This is a genomic window from Flavobacterium shii, assembly GCF_025847235.1.
Lineage (GTDB): Bacteria > Bacteroidota > Bacteroidia > Flavobacteriales > Flavobacteriaceae > Flavobacterium > Flavobacterium shii.
The window spans coordinates 116397-142694 of the sequence record NZ_JAOZEW010000008.1; the positions used below are offsets into that span (position 1 = coordinate 116397).

Here is a 26298-nt window from a genome sequence, read left to right on the forward strand (position 1 = left end):
TGGCAAAAATAGACTGAATTACAAAGGAACTACAGGTACATTCAAAGTCTATTTAGGTATCTTTGCGTTATGGCAAGAGAAAATATCCATAATTCATTAGAGGTATATTACGAAAAGATAGACTGCTGTCCACTACAGGATCGCCAATTCAATTTTTTTGAATTTGTCTATGTATTATCTGGAAAAGGAAACCACGGAATCAATGGCAATCAACTTCCTTTTAAAGGAGGAGATCTATTTTTGATCACGCCAAATGATTACCACTCGTTTAATCTGGATCTGGTCTGTGAGTTTATGGTAGTACGTTTTGCTCCCTCTTACGTAAAAAGTTATAGTTGGCAAAGTATAGACCATATTGAATGTCTCTTATATTATGCCTCCCATTTTTCGGGTTCCATTATAATAAATGAAGCTGATAAGCTTATGGTTGCCAATTTAATGCAGAATTTACAGCACACAGCAGAACTGAAATCTATATATGCTGAAGATCTAATGCGTCATTTGGTCAATGCAATTATTGTGATTGCTGCCCGAAACATATCGGTTATCAAACCTGAGTCTATTTCACCAAATGCAGATACCCGAATACTACAGATAATTGACTATATCCAGGAACATATACGTCAGCCCGAACTGCTAAAAATAAATGTAATTGCTGAGAAATTCGGTCTGTCTGATACCTATTTGGGTAGTTATTTCCGAAAACAATGCAATGAATCAATACAACAGTACATTTCTTCGTACCGGATTCGACTGATAGAACATCGATTACGTTTCAGTAATAAAAGAGTTCATGAAATAGCCGATGAATTTGGATTTGCAGATGAGAGTCATATCAATAAGTTTTTCAAACGACACAAAGGAATGAGTTTGAGCCTTTATAGGAATACCTCTAAAAGAGAAAATGTTATAGCCTCCTGATTTTTTTCTTTATTTTTTAGGTATTAAATTTAAATGTACTTCCCGATTCTAAATGTTTTCAACTCCTATATACTTAGCAAAGCTATTCGTAGTCCACTATACTATTTTAGACAGAAAAAACATGGTCAATTTTACTGTTTTTTTTAATTATTCTGTAAATTTGTAACTCATAAATGAAAACATGTTAGTATGCATATTAGATCAATTACATTTTTTTTCTTGTTAATATTTAGTCTATCAGGAAATGCACATTCACCCTCTAAAGATAAAAGCTATATCGTAACGAAAACTAATGATACGATATACGGTAAAATCAAAGTTAATATTTTAATAGGAGGCTTAAAACTAATTACAGCAGATACTAGTTATGTAATAAATCCAAACATCTATTTGGCTTATTATAATGCGAAAAAAAAGGCTGTTTATCGTAGTAAAGTACTTCCAGGTTTTATTCCTGAGAAATTAGCCAAAAAATTATCTCTAGCTGAAAAAGCCGATTGGCTAAAATGTATAGAAGATGGAGAAATAAAATTGTATGAGTACAAACATTCTAACTTAGGTAATAATGCTGACAACGTACTCGATGTTGCGTGTACGATTAGCTCAGTTATTGCTACGAGCGGCGCTATTCCAAATATAGAATTTACCAACTGGTATGTCGAAAAGGAAGGAACTCAACTAACTCCAATTATATATAGCTCCTTTACAGTTGCTGGTAGTAAACCAAGGAAAGAGCGTAAGGAACTATTAAGAAGTTTGCTGGCAGACAACGGTAAAGTATCCCAAAACTATAGTCAAACCAAGCCTTTTACATTTAAGACCGTGCAAACATTAATTCAGGAATATAATATATCAAAAACATAAGTAGAGCGAAAACATAATTTTAGACTAGCAGTACCTTTAGATATTTTCATAGAAGATGCCAACGGAGAAAATGGATAGAACGATTTAAAAATCGTTCTATCCGGGTTAACATTCTATTTTTTTTAACAGCTGTACACCTAAACTTATTTTAACAGACTTAAAAGCAATTAATTCAACAATCAATCCTAATTTATCACTACCCACATAAAGGATTGCAAATTAATATTATATTTGCGACTGTTATGTTTCAGCAAAATTTGAAGAACTGGTTTAATCAGTTCAAGCAGTACTTTTTTACGTACAGCAATGGTTTTTATCATCTCCCTTATAGTAGCAAATCTCCTGAGGCCTTGGTGGAGAGTTTTGCTAAATATCCCTTTGTAAAACATAATAAAGAAAGACAAAGCATTTATGCTAAAACTCCTTTTTGCGATGGAGGTTTCAATTACCAAAAACTTGAAGAAGGATGCTGGATTATTTATTCTAAAGTGAGGTATAAAGCCAATGTCGCTTTTGATCTTATTTATGACGATCCAAAAGAGGAGAAAATAGAAGACAAAGGTTACTATATGTTAAGCCTGAATCATATTACAAATCAGGTAACTATTGATAAGAAAATTTATGAAAAACAGCTTTGTTTTTCAAACTACAGCTGGACATTCTTTAAGCCTAAAGAACGTAACTGCGATCTGAATTTTAAAGGTTCCGATAATAAATATATTACCCTATATTTTAATGATGAATGGCTACAACGTAACCTTGCCCAGAATAACCTTTTCTCAGAGGGAGGTCTTACCAGTTTTATTGCTTCAAACGAACCATATATTGCCTGGCCTTTAACAGGCAACGAAGAAGTGCTTAAAAATTTTAGCCATTTTGATGATGTTATGAACCTTAATGGTGAAGCTGCTTCTATAGACTTTCTACAACTAAAATTCTCAACGATAAACCTTATTTTCGATTTTTTCAGGCTTTGCAGTGAACAAAAGGTTATGGAGAATTATTCGGGTATAGACTATGATGATAAATTCAATATCAACAGGGTTGAAAACTATTTAACGAATCATTTGTTTGATAAATTTCCAGGTATCGCTATACTGTCAGCAAAATTTAAAATATCCGAGAGTAAGCTAAAATCGGAATTTAAGCAATTTTTTGGAAAACCTATTTATAAATATTTTCAGGAAAAACAAATGCAGCTGGCAAAAGAACTTATTATTGAAAATAAGTTTCTAATAAAAGAGATTTCCTATAAATTCGGTTATGAAAATACCAGTAAATTTTCGGCAGCCTTTAAAAAACATTATAATATCCTGCCAAGTGATCTGCAAAAGCAGGAATTTGAGATAGAAGGATAACCATCTTTATCATTATTTTTTACACTTTATTTAGCCCTAAAACTTTTCGGGCTATAGATTTTCTTTAGGAAAACTTTTTGGAGTATTCCTAATCATATTCCCTACTATAATTTTGCGATTAATATATGGCAGTATACAAAAGCCGCTGTAAAATGGGCGGTAATATCGATAATGCCTAGTAACTATTAAATAAAACGTGATAATGAAAAAAACTCTACTCTTATTTTTACTTTCCTTTATTAACTTTCAATGTATTGCACAGGTAACTGCACCTACTGTAGTTAGTAAAAAAGTTGCAATAGGAACAAATTCTGTAGTTTTGGCAGCAACAAACAACGCAATTACGACAAATAGCGTTGTATTAGGTACAAATGTTAATATTCCAAACTATGGAGTTGTAACGCTTACTGGCAATGTTACAATTCCCGATGGAGCAGTGGTTACTTCCGCTAACCTTGTCTTTAATGGATTCAATTTAGGAATGGGGTCGATAATTTTTGATTTTTATGTAGCAGCATCCGGTGCAGGAACTTTACCTAACAGTACGATATCTAATACTTCGAACACAAATAAAATATACACAAAACCCATTAATAATCTCACTAACGGTACAATAAATATTTCAATTTACGATGACTATCATAACCCCTTTATGAATATATCTGCAACCTCAACAAACATAACACTTGTTTATACCTATACTCAAACCAAATGGTATGATGCTAGTGTAGGTGGCAACTTATTGGGAACAGAAAATACTCTTGAAACTGTGGGTACATCGGTCTTACCAAATACTGCAACAGTCGGTACATACTATTTCTATACAGAAGCTATCAATGCATCAGGCACTAGTAGCAGAACTCAATCAGCTGTAACTGTAGTTCCGCTACTTGAGGCATCAATTATCTCTAATAACTTAACATGTTATGGCGTGCCTACCGGAAGCGCAACAGCAGTTACCTCAGGAGGAGCACCTCCATTTACCTATGAATGGCTGCCGGGAGGAACCACACAAACAATAACTGGTTTGGCAGCAGGTCCATATACCTTAAAAGTAACTGATGCCATAGGGCAGGTTGCCACACCTAATGTTACAATTACCCAACCTGAAGCAATAATAAATTCACAACCACAGAATCAGGCAATAGCTACGAATGCTAACGCCACATTTAGCATTAATGCATTAGATGCAGATCAATACAAATGGCAGGTAAGTAAAGATGGTGAGAATTGGCTTGATATTACAGATGGAGGAAACATTCCATTCTATTCGGGTACAAATACTGCTACACTTACAATACTAAATACTCCTTTTGGGTACAATGGTTATCAGTACAGAGTCTTGGTTAGCAGTAATAGCTGTGTAATGGAATCTAATGAGGTAACATTATTAGTAACCAATGCGCTTTTGGCCAATGATGACGACTTTAGTAACACTCCTCTTTTAACAGGTACTGAACGAATTGCTGGAAATTTACTTGCAAATGATCTTTACAATAATTTTCTTGTTGCTGCCTCCAATATAACAATATCACTTATAGATAATGGCGGGCTTACAGATACAGCTATTGCTAATGATGGTAATCTTGTAATTCCTGCAACAGCCTTACCTGGAAAATATACTATTACCTACTCAATATGCGATATAAATAAATCTTCAAACTGTAGTACAGCAGAAGCAACTGTTGTTGTATCAAAACTTCTTGGAATAGACGAATTTAATAATGATAAATTTACTTTATACCCTAACCCTGCTTCTACAGAGGTATTCATAAATCTAAACGACTTTGAATATAAATCGGATTTAATACTAAACGTCTACGATCTTAACGGTCGACTGATTAAAACATCCCAAATAACTCCCAAAACACAAAAAATTGATGTTTCGACAATGGAATCAGGTGTTTATATATTCACAATTACCTCAGGCAAGTCTAAAACCTCAAAACGAGTTATTATATCCAAAACTTTATAATTATAAACTTATGCAATTAAAAGGGGCTTCTCAAAATGAGATAGCCCCTTTTTTATATTTATATCTCTTAAAAGTTCAATCGTATCTCTTAAAAAAGCTTGATTTTTTCGACCATTAAACTTTCAATTTCCGAATAGGAAATCTCAGGATTGGCTCCTGGAGCTTGAGCAACCAAAGCTCCTATTGCACAAGCAAAATCGATAGCAGTTTGTGGTGCCTTTCCTGTAAGCAATGAGGTGATGAGAGCTGCCAAAAACGAATCGCCTGCTCCTACTGTATCAGCAACCTCCACAGGATAACCTCCGTTTTCATAGAGTTTTCCTCCCCACATTAATAATGCACCGTGTTTCCCTTTGGTTACACACATTGCAGTAACATTTGTTTTTTTGGCAATAAAATGCATATTATCTTCTAAACTGGTAAAAGGTGACTGCATCGCTGCGGCAATCTCTAACAATTCTTCATCATTAAACTTTATAAAATCGGCTGAATACATTAATTTTTCCAGTATTTCATACGAGTAATGAGGTTTTCTTAAATTGACATCAAAAACCTTATACACTTTTGTTTGCAACAATTCTTCCAAAGATTTTCTTGACACTTCGTCTCTACAAACCAGACTTCCATAAATTAAAACATCAGCATCGGCAACTATTTTCTTTGCAAAATCATTCAATACAATTTTATCCCAAGCCGATGGATAGCTAATTTCATAACTCGCAGAACCCCGATCGTTTAGTGTCACGTTTACTAATCCTGTTGCAAAATTTTCCGTTTGCATAATAGCATCCGTTTCGAGTCCTAAACTTTTTACCTGATCTATAATCGCTTGTCCATCTTCATCATTTCCTATGCAGCTTATCATGGCCACTTCACAACCTAATGTTTTCATGCGCAAAGCCACATTTAGTGGAGCTCCACCAATCTTCTTTTCATTGCCAAAAACATCCCAAAGCACCTCTCCATAGGCCACTGCCTTAAGGTTTTTTCCGTTACTCATTTTAAAATTATTTTTATATTAATGTTATTTTGGTTGCATAATCTTGAGGTTACACAACCAGAATTTTGTTATCCTTCAGCTATTAAATCATTAATAGCCCAGATTTTGCTTATACAATCCTTGACTAAAATTAATTTGCTTTAACGGAATTGGACAATACTCCTCTTTATGAGCATCAAAAAAGGCATCTTGATAATAGGTGCGTTTAGTTTTTTCTCCTGTATAAAAATCATTCATCACCTGATCTGTAACGCCCCAGCGAACTAAATCAAAGAAGCGATTTCCTTCCATTGCCAATTCCAAACGGCGTTCCCAACGCATGGCTTTACGAGCAAAATCTTGTGTCCAATTACAATTAACGCCATCAACATAAGTATTGATCTTAAAGTTGTTTACATACGGTAGCCTTCCTGTACTTTGAGTCGCGCGTTCCCTGATTTGATTAATTAATGGTAAAGCTTCTGTTTGTCTTCCTAATTCAATCAGAGCTTCTGCACGCATCAAAATCACATCGGCATAACGAATCTGTATTCTGTTTTTTGAATTTCCATAAAATGGATCAATATTAACTATACAACTACAACTTGGAGCTACGTTTTCTTTTAATGATGCAAAATATCCATAGGTTCCCGGAGATCTTACCCAAGCTTCTACATATAAAAATTCAGGATCATATTTATAAGGTAAACCAGGCATTGCTACTGTGTGATATAATCTAGGATCAACTGTATTGGCATTTATATTTTTATAATCAAAATCCTGATCGTTGTAGGTATCAAATTCCGGTAAACCATTGGCGTCTGTTTTAAAAGCATTTACTAAGTTCTGACTTGGTTTATGAAAATCGCAACATCCTAAACCTTGCGGAGTTGAGAGTACATCTGAAAAGTTTAATCTTCCGTACAAAGTCCCGTCATTATCAGAAAACTGAATTGAGAAAATAGATTCAGATCCGTTTTCAAAAGATCCAGGCAAAAAGTTGTTGGCAAAATCAGGCTCTAAACTTGCTTTCCCAATTACTTTATCTGTCGCAGCAATTACTTCTTGCAAATGTTGCTGATTGATTCCTATAACTTTATATGTTTCGTCCTGTGTATATGCCTGATACAATCGTGTCTTAGCCAAATAAGCGTAAGCTGCTTTTTGAGTAGCACGACCTACTTGTGGTTGTATTTCTGGTAAATTATCGGCTGCAGCCTGAAAATCTTCGGCAATTTTATTCCAAAGTTCCTCATTCGAAAGTGTTTTATTTGAGATCTTTTTATACTCTTCTACCGGAATATCTTCTGTGATATAAGGAACATTTCTGAACATAATTTTCAGCATAAAATAAAAATGTCCTCTTAAAAAACGCATTTCAGCCATACGTGTTTTCTTCAACGGATAATCCGATTCTGAAATTTGTTCTAATGCTTTCAATGCTTTATTTGCCCTTGAAACACCAACATAACTGATGTACCAAAAATTATCCAATTCGTCAAAATCTGGTCTGATATTATTCGAAACTTCAAAAAAGTGAAAATCCTGAATATCGTTAGTTCCGCTTCCTCCTTTGTAAGCATCATCAGAACGAACATTTCCAAAAGGCCATAAACTGTATGGCGAATCATAATGATCATTACCCAATTGTGCATAAGCGGCATTCATAAATCCTTCTACCGATTGTGGTGTCACAATATCTTCTTCGGATAATACGCCTCGAGGGTTATTCTCCAAAAAATCCGAACAGGAAGTAATAATTCCAAGTATTAAAAACCCTGTTATATATAGTATTTTTTTCATGTGTAGATGCTATTTGTTTTTTAATAGAATATGGTATCGCCAATCTTCATTACAGTTTATGATCTTGATTCATGGCGATTTCATGTTTTTCAATTTAATCTTTTATTATAAAGTAAAATTAAGACCAGCTGTAAAAGTCATCGGCTGCGGATATCCGAATCCTGCATTTTCAGGATCTACACCAGTGAAATTTTTAGCATCAATGATCAGTAAATTTTGTCCGCTGATGTACAATCTAAAACTGTCGAAATTTATTTTCTTCAATAGCTCTTTTGGCAGGCTATAGCCAAATTGTAAAACTCTAAGTTTCAAATAACTTCCATTTTCTACATAATAAGTTGAAAATCTTGATTCTGCATTTCTATCTACAGTTGTTAAAGCTGGAATAGTCGAATTTGGATTATCTACAGACCAAGCATTTAGTAAACGAGTTCCTTTATTAGAACCTACATCATCAACACTCCAAAAATCCGTTTGATATTTTGTTTTATTAATTACATCAACATTACCTACTCCTTCCCAGAAAGTTGTGAAATCGAAATTTTTATATCCTAATCCTAAATTAAATCCGTAGAGCAAACCCGGATTTGGATTTCCTATCCAAGTACGATCTTTATCTGTAATAACCCCATCTCCATTTAAATCTTTATAGCGAATTCTCCCAAGGCCTTTTCCTTCCTGAGTTGCCGAGTTATCTACTTCTGCCTGACTTTTAAACAATCCGTCAGCAACATAACCGTACATAGAATTAATTGGACGACCTAAAATATTATCGCTTAATCCATCGCCACCGTAATTATTTCTTACTTCATCAGGCAATTGTGTAATCTTGTTTTTGTTTGCCGAGATATTAGCCGAAATATCATATTTTAATCCAAATGAAGTTTCATCGTGATATCCTAAAGTAAATTCCCATCCTGCATTTTGCATTGAAGCACCATTAACCCAACGATTTCCTCCTTCGCCAATTACTCCTAAATAAGGTGGCAAAACCAAGATGTCGTCTGTTTTTTTGATATAATAATCAACAGAACCGCTTAATTTTTGTTTGAAGAAACCAAAATCCAAACCTATGTTCGTTTGTGTAGTAGTTTCCCATTTTAAATCCTCATTACCCGATTGCGTTGCAATAAAACCAGACGGTAATAAACCATTTCCGTTTCCTGCAATGTCATAAGCTGTACCAAAAGAAGTTGCCCAAGTTGGACTTCCCCCTGCATAACTAGCCAAGTAAAGGTTATAAACCGCAGTATTACTAATTTCTTGATTTCCGGTTTGTCCCCACCCCACTCTTAATTTTAAATCAGAAATAGTAGGTACATTATTTTTAATGAAATTTTCATTGCTAATTCTCCATCCAGCCGAAACTGCCGGAAAGGTCCCGAATTGATTGTTTTTACCAAAACGAGACGAACCATCACGGCGAATTGTAGCCGAAAGTAAATAACGATTATCAAACTCATAATCTGCTTTTCCGAAATACGAAAGCAATGAATACACTGTTGATGTTCCGCTTGTAAACGATTCACCAGTTCCTGCATCAGGGTACATATAATCTGGCGTTTCGATCAAAAAGCCGTTTTTTCGTAAAGTAGTTGTATCATAACTGTCTTTATACATCTCGGTTCCTGCCATTAAATTCAAATTGCTTTTTCCGAAATTCAAACTATAAATAGCCGTATTTGTCCAAGTCCATTTATCGCTCACCGATTGATCGATAGTAACCGATGTTTGATCATTTTGTAAATACCCGGATTGGTAACTTCTTTGCAAAGTGCGCTTTTTATAAGATCCATAATCGATACCAAAACTACTCTTGATATGGAGGTTTTTGATTATCTCTAAATCGGCATACATATTACCAAAAAGGCGCAAATAATCGTATTTATTATCTTTATTATATTCTAAAAGGCGAACTGGATTCTGTCTGTCGTTCATTCCTCCTACTGGTCCACCCCAACCTTTGCCATCGACGGTATGTATTGGAATAATAGGTACTGCACGAAGAGCTTGTTCTAAAACTCCTGGATCTGCAACTTCATTAGTACGATTTAAACTAAAGTTTTCTCCAATAACTAATCTTCCATCAAAATATTTATAAGAACCATTCATTCTGGCAGAAATTCTTTCAAAATCTGTTGTTTTTACAACACCTTCATTTCCATAATATCCTAAAGAGAAAACATAACTTCCTTTATCGGATGCATTCGAAACCGATAAATCATAAGAATTGGCTATTCCTGTTTGCGAAATCGCATCATACCAATTTGTATCTGAAGACTTAAGTGTTTTATTTGCATCTAAATATTCCGGAATTAAAATATTGTTTAATTGTGGTTTGTTATTATTTAACGACCAATCAAATTGGTAACGCAGGTTATTGCTGTTCGGGTCTAATCCATCGTTAATATTTGCCTGCCATAAAGCCTGACCAAATTGATTTGCATTAAGCACTTTCTGCTTTTTTGAATAATCAGAAATAGACGTATAAGTACTAAAATTAATTCTCATTTTGCCTTCTTTTCCTTTTTTGGTCGTGATGATTATAACTCCATTTGAAGCACGAGAACCATAAATACTCGCCGAAGAAGCATCTTTTAAAACCTGAATCGATTCAATATCATTCGGGTTTAGCTCTTGCATTCCGGATTTAGTAGGCATTCCATCAATAACATAAAGAGGATCTGTGTTGTTTAAAGTTCCTACACCTCGAATCACCACTTTTGTATTTCCCCCACTTGGCGATCCGTCCGACGAAATTTTCACCCCGGCTACTCTTCCTTGTAACGCTTTTATTGGGTTCGGTTCCGGTTGCTTCATGACTTCCTTCATGTTTACAACAGCAACAGCCCCGGTGATATCTGTTTTCTTTTGTTTAGAATATCCTGTTACAACAACTTCATTCAATTGATTATTATCTACTTTTAAAGTTATATTTAATATTTTTTGCCCTTTGACAGAAATCGATTGCGGTGCAAATCCGATAAAAGAAACAACAATTATAGCATCTGGATTTATTTCTTGAAAAGAAAAATTTCCATCAAAATCTGTTACGGTACTGGTATTGGTACCCGAAATAAGTACAGTCGCTCCGGGAAGAGCCATTCCGTCATCAGACGAAATTACCGTTCCTTTAATCCCTCCTTCCTGTGCTGTAATAATCAGCATGGGAAAGAAGAAAAATAGAAAATAAATAATTTTGGTTTTCATAGTTAATAGTTTTGGTTTGGTTATTTTTAGTTTATATTTAATTGGTTAAGTACTAGGTTGCTCAATTCTATCAAGTCATAAAAATTTTGTTTAACACATAGAAACATAGTTTTCTTTCTTTTGAAAGAGAGTAGAAAGAAACTCGTTTCTCACACATAGCTATGTGCTTTTAAACAAGTGAAACGCCTACTTTCTTAGCCTACAAAATCTATGTTTCTATGTGTTAAAATCAATTACATCAAATGGGATCTTATTTTATATTTAATTGGTTAAGTACGAGATTACTCAATTCGATTCCTTGGTTTGAAGAAATAGAAAGTGAAGTAAATGGCTGGTTTGGAAAAAAGATTTCGGTTATTACTTTTTCGCCATTATTGTAAAATATTTCAATAGATGTTTTGTCTAAAATGATTTTAAAAACACCTTCTTTTTGATTTCCATCTAAAGCTGCTTTGGTAATCGTGGAAGCAAATTTTTCAGAAAAATCATTTTTTCCAGATTTCGAACGGTCTACAAATAAATAATGCTCTGAATTATTTATTCCGAAAGTCAAAGATTCTCCACCAGCATTTGAAAGCGTAAAAGTGTACGTATCTTGTTTTAAGTTTTTTAAATTAAAATTGATAATCGCTTGTGTCAAATCAATTTTTCCTGCTTCTGGAATCAATAGTTTTCCTTTTCCTTTCAGGTTTTTTCCTTTGATTGTTTTAGAAATGTATTTATTAATTTCTTTTACAGGATTACTAATCAAGCTGTAGTCATTACCTTTTTTTACTAATTGAATTTCACGTGCAATTGTGGTACTGCTTCTCCAAGATTGTGTTGGAACTTCTTGTGCGTAATCCCAATTTGACATCCATCCTATAAATAATCTTCGTCCGTCGGTACCAGGGACATTATTCCAGGTAACACCCGCATAATTATCTTTTCCGTAATCGAGCCAAACGGCATTTTCTTTTTCTACTTTTTTAGCAAAATTAGAGTCCAATGTAAAAGTACTTCCGTCAAAATCTCCAATAAAATATTGCGTTCCTGAACCTCCGTTGGCTCCTCCTGGATTTAAATTCAAAATTAAGACCCATTTGGTTTCGTTGGTTCCTTCAGCTTTTATCTCAAAGAAATCCGGGCATTCCCAAACGCCACCATGAGCACCAATATTTTTTCCAAATTCAGATAAATATTTCCAGTCTTTTAGATTTTTAGAACTATAAAACTGAGTTCGATCTTGGGCTGCCAATACCATTATCCACAGTTTGTGAGTTTCGTCCCAACTAACTTTTGGATCCCGAAAATCACGAATACCAGGATTTTTCACGACAGGATTTCCTTCCTCAAATTTCTGCCATGTAAAACCGTTATCATTCGAATATGCAATATCTTGCTGCTCTACATCAATTTTATTTTCTTTTTCTTTTGTCATATCATGTAGCGTATAAATCGCTACAATTGGAGCCGTTTTTCCAGTACCCAAACCCGATGTATTATGTGTATCTACAACAGCACTTCCGGAAAAAATGTATTTATCATTGTCTGGATACAAGGCAATTGGTTGTTCTTCCCATTTAATTAAATCTTTGCTGGTAGCATGTCCCCAATGCATTGGTCCCCAAACACTTTTATCTGGATAATATTGAAAATACAAATGATAATATCCATCAGCATAGAACATTCCGTTAGGATCATTCATCCATCCTTTTTTTGGTGTAAAATGAAAATTAGGACGGTACATTTGTTCCTCTGAAGTAGTTGATATTGAAATAGCTGTAGTTTGTGCAACAGCCGAATATGGTTTTAAACCTCCTGTTAATAGTAGTATTGCACTACAAAATGCCAGCGGTAGATGTTTCTTTGATTTCATTTTTTTTGATTTTTTTTTTGGTTAAATTTTCACTTAATACTTCTAAAGAAATTCCTTTGGTTTCCGGCATTATAAAAATTACAAAGAGTAATTGCAAGACCATCATCAAGGCAAAAATTAAGAACACTACGTCAGGTCCAATTTCAGAAAATAACATTGGGATTAAGGACGGAATAATCGCTGCCAAAACCCAATGCACTGAACTTCCAAAAGCCTGTCCTGAAGCACGTATGTGGTTTGGGAAAATTTCTGAGATGAAAACCCAGATAACAGCGCCCTGCCCAATAGCATGTGATGCAATAAATAAGAAAAGGAAAATAGGAACCGATAATCCTCCCCAATTGTAGTAAAACGAAGCCGAAACTAATCCTAAGGAAATAATATATCCAATAGAACCTATGTACATTAACAACTTTCTTCCTAATTTGTCGATTAATGCTACGCCGATTAAAGTAAATATAAGATTGGTTATCCCGATTCCGATGCTGCTCAATAACGCTGTATTTTGTCCCAAACCTGCTTCTTCAAAAATTCTGGGTGCATAATACAAAAAGGCATTGATTCCAGAAAACTGATTGAAAAATGCAATAAAAAAAGCTAACATTAATGGAAAACGGTATTTTTTCATGAAAATATTTTCGTGTTTCGTAACACCATTTTCTCTAGAATCATCCATGATGTCTTCGAGCTTTGCAGACGGGTCGATTTGAAATAATACTTTTCGGGCTTCTTCGTCACGATTTTTAGATAATAACCATCTTGGGCTTTCTGGGATTGTAAGTATAAAAAGGATATAAATAAGAGATGGAATAGCCTGAACTCCTACCATCCAACGCCAGGCGTTTTCGCCAATATCTTTTAAAAAGTAATTTGAGATAAAAGCAATTAAAATTCCCAGAACAATATTAAACTGATATAACGCTACTAATCGTCCGCGTTTATCTGCCGGAGCAATTTCAGACACATAAGCCGGAGCTGCAATAGTTGATGCTCCAACACCTAAACCTCCAATAAACCTGAAAGCAGCAAAAATATAAGGGTCATTTGCAAAAGCAGCACCAATGGCAGAAATGAAATATAAAATCCCGATCCAGAATAGTGTTTTTTTACGACCTATTTTATTGGTGGGAATTCCTCCGAAAATAGCACCAATAACAGTTCCCCACAGCGCCATTGCCATAACAACAGATCCGTGAAAAGCATCGGAGGAATGCCAAAGAAGCTGTAATTGTTTATCAGCTCCAGAAATAACTACGGTATCAAAACCGAATAGAAAACCTGCCAGTGCAGCAGTAATAGACCAAATCAATATCTTATTCATTGTAGATGTATTAAAAACTTGTTGCTAATGTATTCGCAAAAAAAACAACTTATTTTTAATGATGTTACAATTTAATTCTATAATTATTGATAGTTTGATACTTTTAAGCCAAATCGTTTATTTACAAGCTTTTAAATATATTAAAATTTATTTACGAAAACCTTGTAGTTTCGATTTTGTTACATTTTGTATAAAATTGATACATGAAATGATTGAAAAAAGGTGCAAAGGTTCTGAGGTTCTGAAGTTTTAAGTTGTTAAAAATTATAAATAAATAAGATTTTATATTTTATTCTAAGTTTTATCTTTTAAAATGGTTTCAGTTGAAGCTGAAGTTTATGTTGTTATCCTAACAGGTTTCTAAAACCTGTTAGGTCTTCTTTATATTGTATTCTATCCGCAAGGCCAAAAAAAATACAGAAAAACAATTGACATAAACTTTCTACTCAAAAAAACAATACTAAAAGTTCATTAATACTTATCATTTTTATATTCTTTTGGCGAAATTCCAAATTTATTCTTAAAAGCGGTAGAGAAATAGTTTGGAGAAGAGAATCCAAGAGAATAAGCAATTTCAGAAATATTCATCTCATTCGACTTTAAAAGTTCTGCTGCTTTCTCTAGTTTTATATTATTAATATGATCACTAATATTAATTCCGATAATCGCTTTTACCTTTCGATACAATTGAACTCTGGAAACCCCAAGTTTATCGGCTAAATCCTCGACAGAAAATTTAGGGTTTTCCACATTCGTTTTAATAATATCATTCATTTTCGTAATGAAAGTTTGTTCCTGATTACCAAATTTTGATTCAGGTTCTATGCGATAGATATTATTGGTATAATAATAACGAAGTTTTTCTCTGTTGAAAAGCAAACTTGAAATAGATTGTTTTAAAATAGAAAGACTAAAAGGCTTGGTAAGATACTGATCTACACCACTCTGCAATCCTTTTAAAATAGATTCTTTATTGCTTTGTGCCGTTAAAATAATAATTGGGATGTGCGAGGAACGCAAATCTTTCTTCAATTCTTTACTAATTTCATAGCCATCTTTATCTACTAAATTAATGTCGCAAATAATAATGTCGGGAACAATATCCATTGTTTTTTCGATAGCATCACTCCCATCAGAAGTATACACTATATATTCAGCTGATAATTTAGCTTTAAGAAATGTAACCAAATCATTGTTATCTTCTATAATCAAAAGAGAGTGTTTCTCTGCATCAGAAATAATATTCACTTCATTTAAATCAGATTCTATATCTAAATTATTTGTTATTAAATTTGGAGTTATATTTAAATCTTCGGCTTTATTTACAATTTCAGAAGGTTGTAAATGGCTATTTCCTTTTAATAAAGTTATGACAAACTCGCTACCCTGCTTTGATTTTAGTTCGATGGTTCCGTGATGCAAAAGCATGAATTCTTTAGACAAGTGAAGCCCGATTCCGGAGCTATTTTTATTATTATTGGAAGCTTTAAAAAAAGGATTAAAAACATTAGACAATTCATTTTCGGGGATTCCAATTCCAGAATCTTTAAAATGAATTTTTGCTGTATTATCTTGATTTTCAATAATCGAAATCGTAATTTTCCCGTTATCAGGTGTAAATTTAAAAGCATTAGAAAGCAAATTAAAATAAACTTTATCCATCAGGCCCCGATCGATAAACAATTCCATATTTTTATTTTTACAAGCAAGCTGAAAATCAATATTTCTGCGGGCTGCCTCCCCTTTAAAGTTAGTCATTACTTCATTTGAAAAATCATAAATAGTAGTATTTGAAGCTCTTAAAGTAAACTTTTGTTCCTCTATTTTTCTAAAATCCAGCAACTGATTTATCAATCTCAATAATCTATTCGAATTCTTATGAATCAGTTTGACTTCATCAATAAGCACGGTTCCTTTAATTTTTTCATTTTCTATTAATGACTCCACATAACTCATAATCAAAGTTATTGGCGTTTTAAATTCATGAGAAAGTCCTGTAAAAAAATTCAATTTGGCTTCATTACTTTTCTCTGCAATTTTTGCCATTTCTTGAATTTCATTATTCTGATCTATTACCGTTTGATTAATCCTTTCAAGTTGTTTTTTCTTTTTGGAAATAGAAATCGTCGAATAAATACTGTAAATCGTTAAACTCAAAATAATCACCAAGAAAAAACTCAGTAATCGAACCAAATTATTTTGCGAAGCATACTCACTTTCCTGAATTTTTATTGCTCCTTGTTGGGACTCAATAACCGCTTGTTGCTGATTGACTTTATCCATTTGATTTCCGATAATTTCAGCATTATTCCGGTCGATAATAATTGTATTTAGTATATTATTTTTTGAAATTGGCTCTTTGTTATACATTTTTAAGGCCAATTTCAATGCTTCATTTCCTCCTGTCGGATACAAAATAGTACCGTCTAAAACACCATTTTTCACCAATTCTATTCCGCCATTCACAGAGTTTAATCCGTCGACTCCTAAAAATTTGATTTTCTTTTCTAATCCTATCGTTTTGGCAGTTTCCCAAGCACTTAATGCCATACGATCGTTATGGGCAAAAATATACTCAATATCTGGATTTTGTAAAAGAATGGCTTTTAAAGGAGCTTTAACCGATTCTCCCTCCCAATCTCCATGAATTGTATTCACTACTTTGCAACGTATATTTTCATTGATTACTTGATCAAATCCTAAACTACGTTCATAAGCCGGCGACGAACCGTTTGCTCCGGTAATTTCAATAATTTTACCTGAACCTTTACTGTGTGTAACGATATATCGGGCAGCAATTCTTCCTATTTCAATATTGTCGGCTCCAAGATAAGCAGTGTAGTTTTCGCTATCAATTTTTCTATCTACCACAAGAACTGGAATTCCTGCTTTTATCGATTTTTCGACAACTGCCGTTAAAGGTTTTGATTGAATTGGAGATACAATAATTACATCTACTTTATTCGATATAAATTTTTCTATATCTGCGATCTGTTTCTCGATATTGTTATTGGCATCACTAATCCTTAAATCGACTTCTGGACGTAACGAAGCTTCAATTTTTATGGAATTGTTCATTTGTTTACGCCAATCATCTGTAGTCATTGCCTGAGAAAATCCAATTTTGATTTTATCTCCTTGTTTTTGTTTACAGGAAACAAAACTTAATGATGCTAAAAAAAGCATCAAAATATATTTTATAAATTGATACATAGAATTATGAGTATATATAAATAAAAATGAGTTTTTAAAAATACCTTCTTAGACCTACAACCTGTCAAAATAATTAGGAAGGATTATTTTGTACTGACAAGCAAGAAGGGAATATATAATTTAAAAAGTAAAATTAAACTTTTATTTTATTTACACAAGTCCACAACCTAATAACAGAGATTAGAAGTTATGAGAAATACTCCATGAGCATTTTTAAGCGTTTAAAGTAGATTATATTATGCCTTGAAGAACGCAGTTTTTAATGAGTTCAATAGTGTTTTTACACTCTGATTTTTCCAGAATATTACGGCGGTGCTTTTTAACGGTTAAAGCACTGATAAAAAGTTTTTCGGCAATTTCATTATTACTTAAACCATTACTAATTAACTTAATAATTTCCATTTCTCGCTTAGAAAACTCTTTTATTTCCTGATTGCTTTCATCCATGCTTAAATTCATAAAAGAAGGTTCCCCATGTAAACCAATAAGTGAGACTTTATAGGTATTTTTATTGCTAAGATGATCAATTCGGGTGTGTATGTTTAACGATTTTCCATAACCTCCATTATCATCCATAGTGAGCATTAATGATTGATGATTGAACAGCGTATAGTCTCCATTCTTTAATCGAGCCCTAAAACTATAACTTATTTTATAGCTCATCATTTTTTCCCTACCGATCTTCTCAAAAAAAAATTTGGTTAAAAATGCTTCTGCTTTTATAACAAATTCTATATCATCTGGATGAATGGCCCCGAGTATATCATTAAATATAAATTTTTTGGGTTCAAATCCATGTATGTCGTAAATAGAAGGGCTAACATGTGATACCGACATATCATAAAAGTCTATAATATAGAACGAAAATGGTCCTGTACTAATAATTGAATTAGTGAGGTCATCAAAAGATATTTGATGCGATGTAGTGGTTCTAACCGTTCTATTGGAAAGCCAAACATCATGAAGGGTTTGTATTTCAGAATTCATGAGGGAGGAATTTTGTTCAACAAATTAACATAATAATTTGTTAATTTCAAAATCATATTTAACAGACAAACACTTAATATCAACACATTACATCACAAAAAAAACTCCTGAAAAATATTTATAAAACCTACGAAATATCTACAAAATTAGACAGTTTATTATACTAACTCATGTAAAAATATTTCACTTTTTTGACTTTTTACGAACACTGGGATCGAAAAGTTTATTTTGAATATTATAATAAAATGTAAGTATACGCTTAATGCAAATATTGATATTTACGAATTATTATATAAAAACTTTGCTACTTTTATCGGGAAATAAATGTCTTTTCCTTGATTAGTATTTAGTATTATGAAGGGATTTTTTTTAAAATACCACAAAACCCCAATAATAGCTATGCAAGGACTAACCAATAATCCCCAAGAACACAGCACACCTGAACAAGCTGCAACTCTTTTGTATGTTTTTAATAGTGTTTATCCAATTAGTAAAAACAGCCAAACCTTTCTTATTGAAAACACATATCCTATTACAGTAAAAAAAGGTAAAAAATTACATAAAGCCGGTGAAATCTGCGACATGATTTATTTTGTAAATAAAGGCGCCATTAGAGGTTATGTCAAAGAAGAAAAAAAAGATATTACAACCTGGATTACAGTCGAAAATGAATTGGTAGCTTCCATACACAGTTTTATATTACAAATCCCTAGTTTTGAAAATATGGAAGCCATTGAGGATTCCGAATTGCTGCGAATGAGTCATAAAGACCTGCATCATTTATATGACATAGAACCACAATTTAATATAATGGCACGGAGAATTTATGAAAAATATTATGCCGATGCAGAGATTAGAGCCTTAATCGCCCGATTGAGCAAAGCCGAAAAAAAATACGAATACTTCTTAAAAACCTACAGCCATCTTTCTACAAGAATTCCACTTAAATATATCGCCTCCTTTTTGGGTATTAATCTGGAAACATTAAGCCGTGTTAGAGGGCTAATTCGCAACTTCACTGAAAATAAAGTTTGACAATTGTCAAATAATCACACTGCGCTATTTTTAAAACACCTTCGACACACACATTACAAACTGCTAAAAACAAACAAGTTACACATTAGTTTTTTCAATATAAATTCATATTAACTTTATTTGGCTATTATTTAGCTGTCATATTTCTCAAAATTTTAACTCTATTTTCGTAGCATTAAATTGCGCTACGGTGCTTTAAAATTTAGTTATTATGAAACAACTTTACTTTTTATTTTCACTCTTCTTTTCGATCTTTTATTGTCATCTGCAAGCACAAACAACTACCACGGCAAATCGCAAAACAAATACTGTAGATAACTTTCAAACAGCAAAAAATAACATTTCACAAAACGCTGTCGCCTCCGAAATTTGTATCACACCGACTATTTTTAACGTAACTGGTGGAGGAAATGGATGCTTTACTACAGGAGTTCCTGTGGGATTACTAAGTTCGGAAATAGATGTAAATTATCAATTAAAATTAAATGGTGTTGCTACGGGTAATTTAATTGCAGGAACAGGAGCAGCATTATCATTTGGAAATAAAACCACTTCAGGAATTTATACTATTGATGCAGTAACTAGTGTTGCAGGTTGCCCTACTACTGTTATCACTATGGGATCAACAGCAACTGTAAATATAGACCCCGTTTCGGTTGGTGGTAGTATATCTGGGACAAAAACTGTTTGTAAAGGGGAAACAAGTGATCTCTTAACATTAAGTAATCAAACAGGAAATGTGTTGAGATGGGAAAGTTCCGTAAGTCCTTTTTCAAGTTGGACACCAATTACAAACACTACTCCAACCTATACATCCGGAGCTTTAACGCAAGCAACTCAATTTAGGGCAATTGTACAAAATGGATCTTGTTTGGGAATGGCTTCGGCAGTAGCAACCATAACAGTAAAATCTATTACAGCTACAATAGCCAGAACAAACATTTCTTGTAATTTGGGAAGAGATGGTACCATAACTGTAACTCCAGATGGTGGTACTGCTCCCTATTATTACCTATGGACATCGACATCTGGAGGTCCATCTGGAGCAACAACAGCCAAAGTTACTGGATTATTAGCAGGTAATTATACTTGTACTGTTACGGATGCTCTAGGATGTTCTACTGCTTTTACTAATCTTATAGTTACACAACCAACTGCATTACGAACAACTCAGGTTCGTTTAATACCCGTTTCTTGCAATGGTGGCTCCAATGGATCTGCAACTATTTCTGCCACTGGAGGAACGTTTCCTCTCACCTATAATTGGACTCCCGGAAATCCCACAGGAGATGGTACTACCACGGTAACGGGTTTAACGGCTGGATTATGGACTTGTAACATAACCGATGCCAGTGGCTGTACAATAAGTCGTGATTTTACGGTTAAAGAACCAACAGTAATAGTGACTACTCAGGCAAGCTTAACCAATGTTACTTGCAATGGAGGCGCAAATGGGACAGCAAGAATTTCTGTTTCTGGAGGAACTACAGGCTATACTTTCGATTGGTCACCTGGTACTCCTGTCGGCGATGGAACGGCGAGCGTAATAGGATTATCAGCTGGCGAATGGACGTGTAACATAACAGATGCCAATGGTTGTACTGCAAAAAGATTTTTTACAGTTACAGAACCTGCAGTTTTAGCTGCTTCAACCACACAAACTAATGTTTCTTGTAATTTAAATTCTAATGGTACAGCAACTATAAATACTCCAACTGGGGGAGCTTTTCCTTATACTTATTTATGGAATACTGGAGCCACATCTCAATCTTTGTCTGGTTTGAGTGCGGGAATATATTCTTGTACTATTACTGATAACAATGGCTGTACTTTGGACAAGGATTTTACTATTACAGAACCTGCAGTTCTTGCTGCTACTACAACACAAACTAATGTTTCTTGTAATTTACAGTCTAATGGTACAGCAACTATAAATACTCCAACTGGGGGAACTTTTCCTTATACTTATTTATGGAATACTGGAGCGACATCTCAATCTTTGTCTGGTTTGAGTCCAGGAATATATTCTTGTACTATAACTGATAACAATAACTGTACTTTAAAGAAGGATTTTACTATTACAGAACCTGCAGTTTTAGCTGCTTCGACCACTCAAACTAATGTTTCTTGTAATTTACAGTCTAATGGTACAGCAACTATAAATACTCCAACAGGAGGAACTTTTCCTTATACTTATTTATGGAATACTGGAGCCACATCTCAATCCTTATCTGGTTTGAGTGCGGGAATATATTCTTGTACAATTACTGATAACAATGGCTGTATTTTGGACAAGGATTTTACTATTACAGAACCTGCAGTTCTAGCTGCTTCGACCACACAAACTAATGTTTCTTGTAATTCAGAATCTAATGGCACAGCAACTATAAATACTCCAACTGGAGGAACTTTTCCTTATACCTATTTATGGAATACTGGAGCGACTTCTCAATCTTTATCTGGTTTGAGTGCAGGAATATATTCTTGTACCATTACTGATAACAATGGCTGTACTTTGGACAAGGATTTTACTATTACAGAACCTGCAGTTCTAGCTGCTTCGACCGCACAAACTAATGTTTCTTGTAATTCAGAATCTAATGGTACAGCAACTATAAATACTCCAACAGGGGGAACTTTTCCTTATACCTATTTATGGAATACTGAAGCGACATCTCAATCTTTATCTGGTTTGAGTGCAGGAATATATTCTTGTACCATTACTGATAACAATGGCTGTACTTTGGACAAGGATTTTACTATTACAGAACCTGCAGCAATCGATATTTCGCTTGCATTATCTTCGGGTATAATTACAACCAATCAAAATGGGGCAACTTATCAATGGATTAAATGTCCTAATACTGCATTAGTAGGACAAACAAATCAAAATTTTACTCCAACAATCTCAGGCGATTACAAAGTTAAGATAACCATTGGAAATTGTACCGTAACTACAAATTGTATTACAGTAAGTACATTGGGCAATGAAAAATTTGAATCGAAACCTAAAATAATCGTATATCCTAATCCATCAAACGATGTGTTTTTTGTAAATATAGCCACTAACTGTACTATGATTACATGTGATTTATTGGGTAAAACAATACAATCCCAAAAAATCGATTCGGGTACTACAAAGATTGATTTAAGCAATCAGCCAACTGGAATCTATTTACTGAAAGTAACTACCGAAAATAACCAAACTCAAACAATAAAGCTGATTAAAAAATAAAATTTCAGATTATTATAAATAATTTAAAGAGTGTCGAAAGGCACTCTTTTTTGTATAAAAGACTGTATTTACATGATGAAAATAAAACAAGAGACTCTTTTATTTTTTATTACTTTCGGGTTTATCAAGGAAACTTTCAATCATCGGAATAACAAATTCTGCTTCTTTAGAATTAGACTTCAGAGTTGTTATTTCTCCAATATATTCACCATGAACACCTGGAATTATTGCTAGTTCTGAGTTGGCGATCTGTCTGTGCATTTCGATTGCATGCTCAGGTTTTATAATATCTTTATCGGCAATAATAATTAAAGTTGGAGCTTTTATAGATTCGATTTCTTTATCTGGTATATCTTTAAAATTCACCATTCTTTTGGCGTCCTTATCATGCATTACTTTCAATCCTTTTGAGTTTGGCGATACCTTTAAATAAGCCTCTTTTAGCGGTTCGGGCATATTGGATAACTGTGCATTTTTCATAAAATCCCAAAATTGTACAGGAACTCCATTGCGCTTACAAAGTGCAGAACCTAAGATAATTTTATTGACTATTTTCGGGTGCCTAATAGCTATTTGAACAGCAGTTGTCCCTCCATTACTAAAACCAAAAAAATCTGCTTTGTCGATATTCAAATTCTTCAAAAGTATCGCAACATCATCAGCATCCTACACAAAGGATTCTTCCTTTTCTCTATCACCGGTTCTTCCGTGAGCTTGTGCTTCAACAGCTATAACTTTTCTGTGTTTAGCAAGCATTGGAATAACTCTCCCAAATGTTGTTTCAATTGTAGAGCCACCACCATGAAGCAAAACAAGTGGTTTACCTTCTCCATAAATTTCATAATACATCTTGATTCCGTTTACTTCCGAATACCCCTTTTTGAATATTATACTATCATTTACTGTTGCTTTAATTTGATTATTGTTTGCTTCTAAACAGTTTGATAGCAACATCAGAATCATTAAAACTAAATATCCGATTGCTTTTTTCATTTTTATTAATTTAAATTAAACATCGTTTGCAAATTATTTAACATTTGTAACCAACTCGGATATGCGCCAGTCTTTTTAGCTATTTCTTGAGAAACAGTTTGTCGCAGTTGTAATTTAGTTTTTCCGTTTTCTTCTTTGAGCGTTACGGTAACCAAAGTTTCCCCTGGCCAATTGGCATCCATTCCCATTTTGACTGGATCTATTGGATTTCCGTTTTCATCTGCATTTATTAGTGTAAAAACAATCTTTGTGTTGGGTAAAATCTCTTTGTATTTACCTATACACCAGCAATCTCCAAATTGAGGATTAGAAATACAGGAGTGAAATTCTCCTCCTGTTTCAACTTTAATTTTCTTGAAGTGAATAGTACAACCATCTGGTGCATACCATTTCATTAATTTTTCAGGGTCTGTCCACGCACTAAAAACTTTTTCGGGACTTGCATTAAAGGTTTCTTCAATGAAAACCTCATTCTTATTGACACGATTTTCCATTTTATTACTTATTTAATTTATTGATATCCTTAGTTTTTTTATCCTCAGAAGTATTTCCATTATTAGATTGTAGTTCTTCCTGCTCGACAAAATTCTTGAGTGCACTCAATCTACCTGCCCACAATATGTGATACTGTTCAACCCATTCATGTACTTCGTTAAGTTTTTCCAGTTTGGCTTCGCATAAGCGTTCTCTCCCTAATTTTTTTATGTTTAGCAAACCACATTCAGAAAGAATTTTAAGATGCAATGAAATAGCCTGTCGGCTAACATCAAATTGTTCGGCTATAGTATTAACATTAACTGGTTCTTGAGCAATCATAGCTATTATTGCTCTTCTTGTAGGGTCGGCTATTGCCTGAAAAACATCTCTTCGTGCTTCCATAATACGCAATCATTTGATTGCAAATATATAAGCAAGCATTTGGTTGCGCAACTATTTTAAGATTTATTTTAGGAGAAATCATTTTGAAAATAATTAGAGTTACCTCTAAAGCATAAACAGTTAGCAGATAATTGTACTACAAAAAAAAAATAAACACAATCTAAAGAAGAAGTAATTCAGCCCTAAAACATCTTATCTCATTATTAGAAATTCTATAATAATTATACATCAACTTCTATTTATATAAAAGTTAAAAAGAAATCCATAGACAACTTATTATTTTATTATCGCAACATTGTTGCGTTTACAAATAAGATTTCTATATTTGCAACAATATACTTGCTTTATAAAATCCTGATTCCTCAGAATGAAAAAGAAATTTAAAATTATTAATCTTCTTATGCCGTTAATAGTTGCATTCGCAATACTATTTCCGGTAATTCATTCTTACGAGCACATCCAGAATCATAATGCCACTCATAAAAGTACACTACACTATAATGATACAGGTAAAAGCGAACTCATAACACACAATCATCCTTCTGACGAATGTGCAATATGTCATTTTAAATTTACTCCTTTCAGTACTTTCTCATTCGCGCATTTTGATTTTTACAAAAGTCAAAGCATAACTAGATATGTTTATTTTTATTTTAAAACATATTCCAGTTTCTTCAAAGGATCTCTATTTGCTCTTCGAGCGCCTCCAATAATTTAAAATAAAATCAATTGGCAATTGTCTCATTAGGCATTTATCAATTTTAAAAAGTTTTTCTTAAAATATTACTATAAAAACTAGCTCTATAAGTTATGTAAGTTCATTTACACAGCGTGTTTATGAAACTTATATTTTCTTAAATGACTTATATATGTTTTAAAAGTTTTATTGAAGAAAGAAGATGAACTTATTAAAGCTGTCTTTGAATTTATTTACTACAAAAACTTACCAAATAAGTTATGTAAGTTCATATAAACGATTCGTTTACAAATCTTATATCTCCTAAATAACTTAAATGGTCTAAAGTAGTTGTATTGCTATTCCATTAAAAAAAAGAATCTCATTTCATAGAATAATATTCTACGAGTATATCCATCTATGCCCTTTTTTAAGTTGTCATTGTTTATGACTATGTAATTTAAAACAAACAAATACCTTATTCAGTAACCCAAAATTAATACATATGAACAAAATGAAATTCACAAAATTTGTACGGGCTTCTTTTGCATTAGCTAGCATCTTTACAGCCTGTGATAGCGGCGATGATACTAAAATTGATACTGAATATCCCGTAATTGATATTTCGGCAGCAAGTGCATTCCCTATACAATGCAGTGAAGTAAGCCCTGGGCAAAAAATTACATTCAAAGCAAGATTCACCGATAATACAGCATTGGGATCTTATAGTTTGGATATCCATCATAATTTCGACCATCACAACCATAGTACCGAAGTAAATGATTGTTCTGTTGAAGCTATTAAAAAACCGATAAAACCACTACTGTACATAAATTCTGTTGCTATTCCCGAAGGATTAAAAAGTTATGATGCCACACAGGAAATCAGCATTCCAGAAGATATCGATCCCGGAGATTATCATTTCCTTATTCGCCTAACCGATAAAGAAGGCTGGCAGACTATTAAGGGTTTGAGCATCAAAATTAAATAA

The 26298-nt window shown here is 33.4% G+C and carries 18 protein-coding genes and 1 pseudogene; 8 read left to right on the plus strand and 11 right to left on the minus strand.

Annotated features, from left to right (window positions below; translation table 11 throughout):
- Nucleotides 1-69: 69 nt before the first annotated feature.
- The 4 genes from OIU83_RS09320 to OIU83_RS09335 all read left to right on the plus strand — a co-directional run bounded on the left by OIU83_RS09320 (nt 70) and on the right by OIU83_RS09335 (nt 5118).
- Nucleotides 70-921 carry an AraC family transcriptional regulator gene (locus OIU83_RS09320; RefSeq protein WP_264205982.1) on the plus strand — a complete coding sequence of 284 codons (852 nt, stop codon included), beginning with the start codon at nt 70-72 and terminating at the stop codon, nt 919-921.
- Between the two features lie 189 nt (nt 922-1110).
- Nucleotides 1111-1785, plus strand: a complete 675-nt coding sequence (locus tag OIU83_RS09325) for a hypothetical protein (RefSeq protein WP_264205983.1) — start codon at nt 1111-1113, stop codon at nt 1783-1785.
- Between the two features lie 242 nt (nt 1786-2027).
- Nucleotides 2028-3143 (plus strand): helix-turn-helix domain-containing protein, encoded by a 1116-nt coding sequence (locus tag OIU83_RS09330; RefSeq protein WP_264205984.1) that lies wholly within the window; start codon nt 2028-2030, stop codon nt 3141-3143.
- Between the two features lie 202 nt (nt 3144-3345).
- The gene (locus OIU83_RS09335; RefSeq protein ID WP_264205985.1) at nt 3346-5118 is read left to right on the plus strand and encodes a T9SS type A sorting domain-containing protein; all 1773 of its coding nucleotides are present in this window, start codon (nt 3346-3348) and stop codon (nt 5116-5118) included.
- An 88-nt stretch (nt 5119-5206) separates the two neighbouring features.
- Here the strand turns inward: OIU83_RS09335 and OIU83_RS09340 are convergent, their stop codons facing one another.
- The 7 genes from OIU83_RS09340 to OIU83_RS09370 form a co-directional block, all read right to left on the minus strand.
- Nucleotides 5207-6118 (minus strand): carbohydrate kinase family protein, encoded by a 912-nt coding sequence (locus OIU83_RS09340; RefSeq protein ID WP_264205986.1) that lies wholly within the window; start codon nt 6116-6118, stop codon nt 5207-5209.
- A gap of 90 nt (nt 6119-6208) precedes the next feature.
- A complete protein-coding gene (locus tag OIU83_RS09345) occupies nt 6209-7900 on the minus strand; it encodes a RagB/SusD family nutrient uptake outer membrane protein (protein ID WP_264205987.1) in 1692 nt (563 codons plus the stop codon).
- 105 nt (nt 7901-8005) lie between these two features.
- Nucleotides 8006-11110 (minus strand): SusC/RagA family TonB-linked outer membrane protein, encoded by a 3105-nt coding sequence (locus tag OIU83_RS09350; protein WP_264205988.1) that lies wholly within the window; start codon nt 11108-11110, stop codon nt 8006-8008.
- 250 nt (nt 11111-11360) lie between these two features.
- Nucleotides 11361-12968, minus strand: a complete 1608-nt coding sequence (locus tag OIU83_RS09355) for a glycoside hydrolase family 32 protein (protein ID WP_264205989.1) — start codon at nt 12966-12968, stop codon at nt 11361-11363.
- The gene (locus OIU83_RS09360) at nt 12931-14289 is read right to left on the minus strand and encodes a sugar porter family MFS transporter (RefSeq protein WP_264205990.1); all 1359 of its coding nucleotides are present in this window, start codon (nt 14287-14289) and stop codon (nt 12931-12933) included. The genes OIU83_RS09355 and OIU83_RS09360 overlap by 38 nt, the downstream gene beginning before the upstream one ends.
- 471 nt (nt 14290-14760) lie before the next feature.
- Nucleotides 14761-17475: a substrate-binding domain-containing protein gene (locus tag OIU83_RS09365; RefSeq protein ID WP_264205991.1), complete on the minus strand. Its 2715-nt coding sequence runs from the start codon at nt 17473-17475 to the stop codon at nt 14761-14763.
- Nucleotides 17476-17733: 258 nt separating this feature from the next.
- Nucleotides 17734-18489, minus strand: coding sequence for a LuxR C-terminal-related transcriptional regulator (locus tag OIU83_RS09370; protein WP_264205992.1), 756 nt, complete (start codon nt 18487-18489; stop codon nt 17734-17736).
- A gap of 354 nt (nt 18490-18843) precedes the next feature.
- Here OIU83_RS09370 and OIU83_RS09375 point away from each other — a divergent pair, with 354 nt between their 5' ends.
- Together OIU83_RS09375 and OIU83_RS09380 are read left to right on the plus strand one after the other, a co-directional pair.
- Nucleotides 18844-19524: a Crp/Fnr family transcriptional regulator gene (locus OIU83_RS09375; RefSeq protein ID WP_264205993.1), complete on the plus strand. Its 681-nt coding sequence runs from the start codon at nt 18844-18846 to the stop codon at nt 19522-19524.
- 211 nt (nt 19525-19735) lie between these two features.
- Complete coding sequence (locus OIU83_RS09380; protein ID WP_264205994.1) at nt 19736-22759, plus strand: T9SS type A sorting domain-containing protein; 3024 nt, start codon at nt 19736-19738, stop codon at nt 22757-22759.
- A 99-nt stretch (nt 22760-22858) separates the two neighbouring features.
- On the opposite strand, the pseudogene OIU83_RS09385 reads toward OIU83_RS09380, so the two are convergent.
- The 4 genes and pseudogenes from OIU83_RS09385 to OIU83_RS09400 all read right to left on the minus strand — a co-directional run.
- Nucleotides 22859-23410: pseudogene (locus OIU83_RS09385) on the minus strand (alpha/beta fold hydrolase); the annotation flags it as partial.
- Between the two features lie 15 nt (nt 23411-23425).
- Entirely contained in the window at nt 23426-23752 is a 327-nt protein-coding gene (locus tag OIU83_RS09390; protein WP_264205996.1) for an alpha/beta fold hydrolase, read from the minus strand.
- Nucleotides 23753-23757: 5 nt separating this feature from the next.
- A complete protein-coding gene (locus tag OIU83_RS09395; protein WP_264205997.1) occupies nt 23758-24246 on the minus strand; it encodes an SRPBCC family protein in 489 nt (162 codons plus the stop codon).
- A gap of 4 nt (nt 24247-24250) precedes the next feature.
- Nucleotides 24251-24631, minus strand: a complete 381-nt coding sequence (locus OIU83_RS09400) for an ArsR/SmtB family transcription factor (protein WP_264205998.1) — start codon at nt 24629-24631, stop codon at nt 24251-24253.
- A gap of 367 nt (nt 24632-24998) precedes the next feature.
- Between OIU83_RS09400 and OIU83_RS09405 the strand changes: the two genes are divergently transcribed.
- Both OIU83_RS09405 and OIU83_RS09410 read left to right on the plus strand, forming a co-directional pair.
- Nucleotides 24999-25349, plus strand: coding sequence for a hypothetical protein (locus OIU83_RS09405; RefSeq protein WP_264205999.1), 351 nt, complete (start codon nt 24999-25001; stop codon nt 25347-25349).
- Between the two features lie 463 nt (nt 25350-25812).
- A complete protein-coding gene (locus OIU83_RS09410) occupies nt 25813-26298 on the plus strand; it encodes a DUF4625 domain-containing protein (RefSeq protein WP_264206000.1) in 486 nt (161 codons plus the stop codon).

Bases quoted from the DNA above. Each gene is read 5' to 3' on its own strand.
- OIU83_RS09340 (WP_264205986.1), bottom strand. From the start codon at position 6,118: ATGAGTAACGGAAAAAACCTTAAGGCAGTGGCCTATGGAGAGGTGCTT.
- OIU83_RS09325 (WP_264205983.1), top strand. From the start codon at position 1,111: ATGCATATTAGATCAATTACATTTTTTTTCTTGTTAATATTTAGTCTA.
- OIU83_RS09405 (WP_264205999.1), top strand. From the start codon at position 24,999: ATGAAAAAGAAATTTAAAATTATTAATCTTCTTATGCCGTTAATAGTT.
- OIU83_RS09335 (WP_264205985.1), top strand. From the start codon at position 3,346: ATGAAAAAAACTCTACTCTTATTTTTACTTTCCTTTATTAACTTTCAA.
- OIU83_RS09395 (WP_264205997.1), bottom strand. From the start codon at position 24,246: ATGGAAAATCGTGTCAATAAGAATGAGGTTTTCATTGAAGAAACCTTT.
- OIU83_RS09360 (WP_264205990.1), bottom strand. From the start codon at position 14,289: ATGAATAAGATATTGATTTGGTCTATTACTGCTGCACTGGCAGGTTTT.
- OIU83_RS09375 (WP_264205993.1), top strand. From the start codon at position 18,844: ATGAAGGGATTTTTTTTAAAATACCACAAAACCCCAATAATAGCTATG.
- OIU83_RS09330 (WP_264205984.1), top strand. From the start codon at position 2,028: ATGTTTCAGCAAAATTTGAAGAACTGGTTTAATCAGTTCAAGCAGTAC.
- OIU83_RS09365 (WP_264205991.1), bottom strand. From the start codon at position 17,475: ATGCTTTTTTTAGCATCATTAAGTTTTGTTTCCTGTAAACAAAAACAA.
- OIU83_RS09350 (WP_264205988.1), bottom strand. From the start codon at position 11,110: ATGAAAACCAAAATTATTTATTTTCTATTTTTCTTCTTTCCCATGCTG.
- OIU83_RS09320 (WP_264205982.1), top strand. From the start codon at position 70: ATGGCAAGAGAAAATATCCATAATTCATTAGAGGTATATTACGAAAAG.
- OIU83_RS09380 (WP_264205994.1), top strand. From the start codon at position 19,736: ATGAAACAACTTTACTTTTTATTTTCACTCTTCTTTTCGATCTTTTAT.
- OIU83_RS09400 (WP_264205998.1), bottom strand. From the start codon at position 24,631: ATGGAAGCACGAAGAGATGTTTTTCAGGCAATAGCCGACCCTACAAGA.
- OIU83_RS09390 (WP_264205996.1), bottom strand. From the start codon at position 23,752: ATGAAAAAAGCAATCGGATATTTAGTTTTAATGATTCTGATGTTGCTA.
- OIU83_RS09355 (WP_264205989.1), bottom strand. From the start codon at position 12,968: ATGAAATCAAAGAAACATCTACCGCTGGCATTTTGTAGTGCAATACTA.
- OIU83_RS09370 (WP_264205992.1), bottom strand. From the start codon at position 18,489: ATGAATTCTGAAATACAAACCCTTCATGATGTTTGGCTTTCCAATAGA.
- OIU83_RS09410 (WP_264206000.1), top strand. From the start codon at position 25,813: ATGAACAAAATGAAATTCACAAAATTTGTACGGGCTTCTTTTGCATTA.
- OIU83_RS09345 (WP_264205987.1), bottom strand. From the start codon at position 7,900: ATGAAAAAAATACTATATATAACAGGGTTTTTAATACTTGGAATTATT.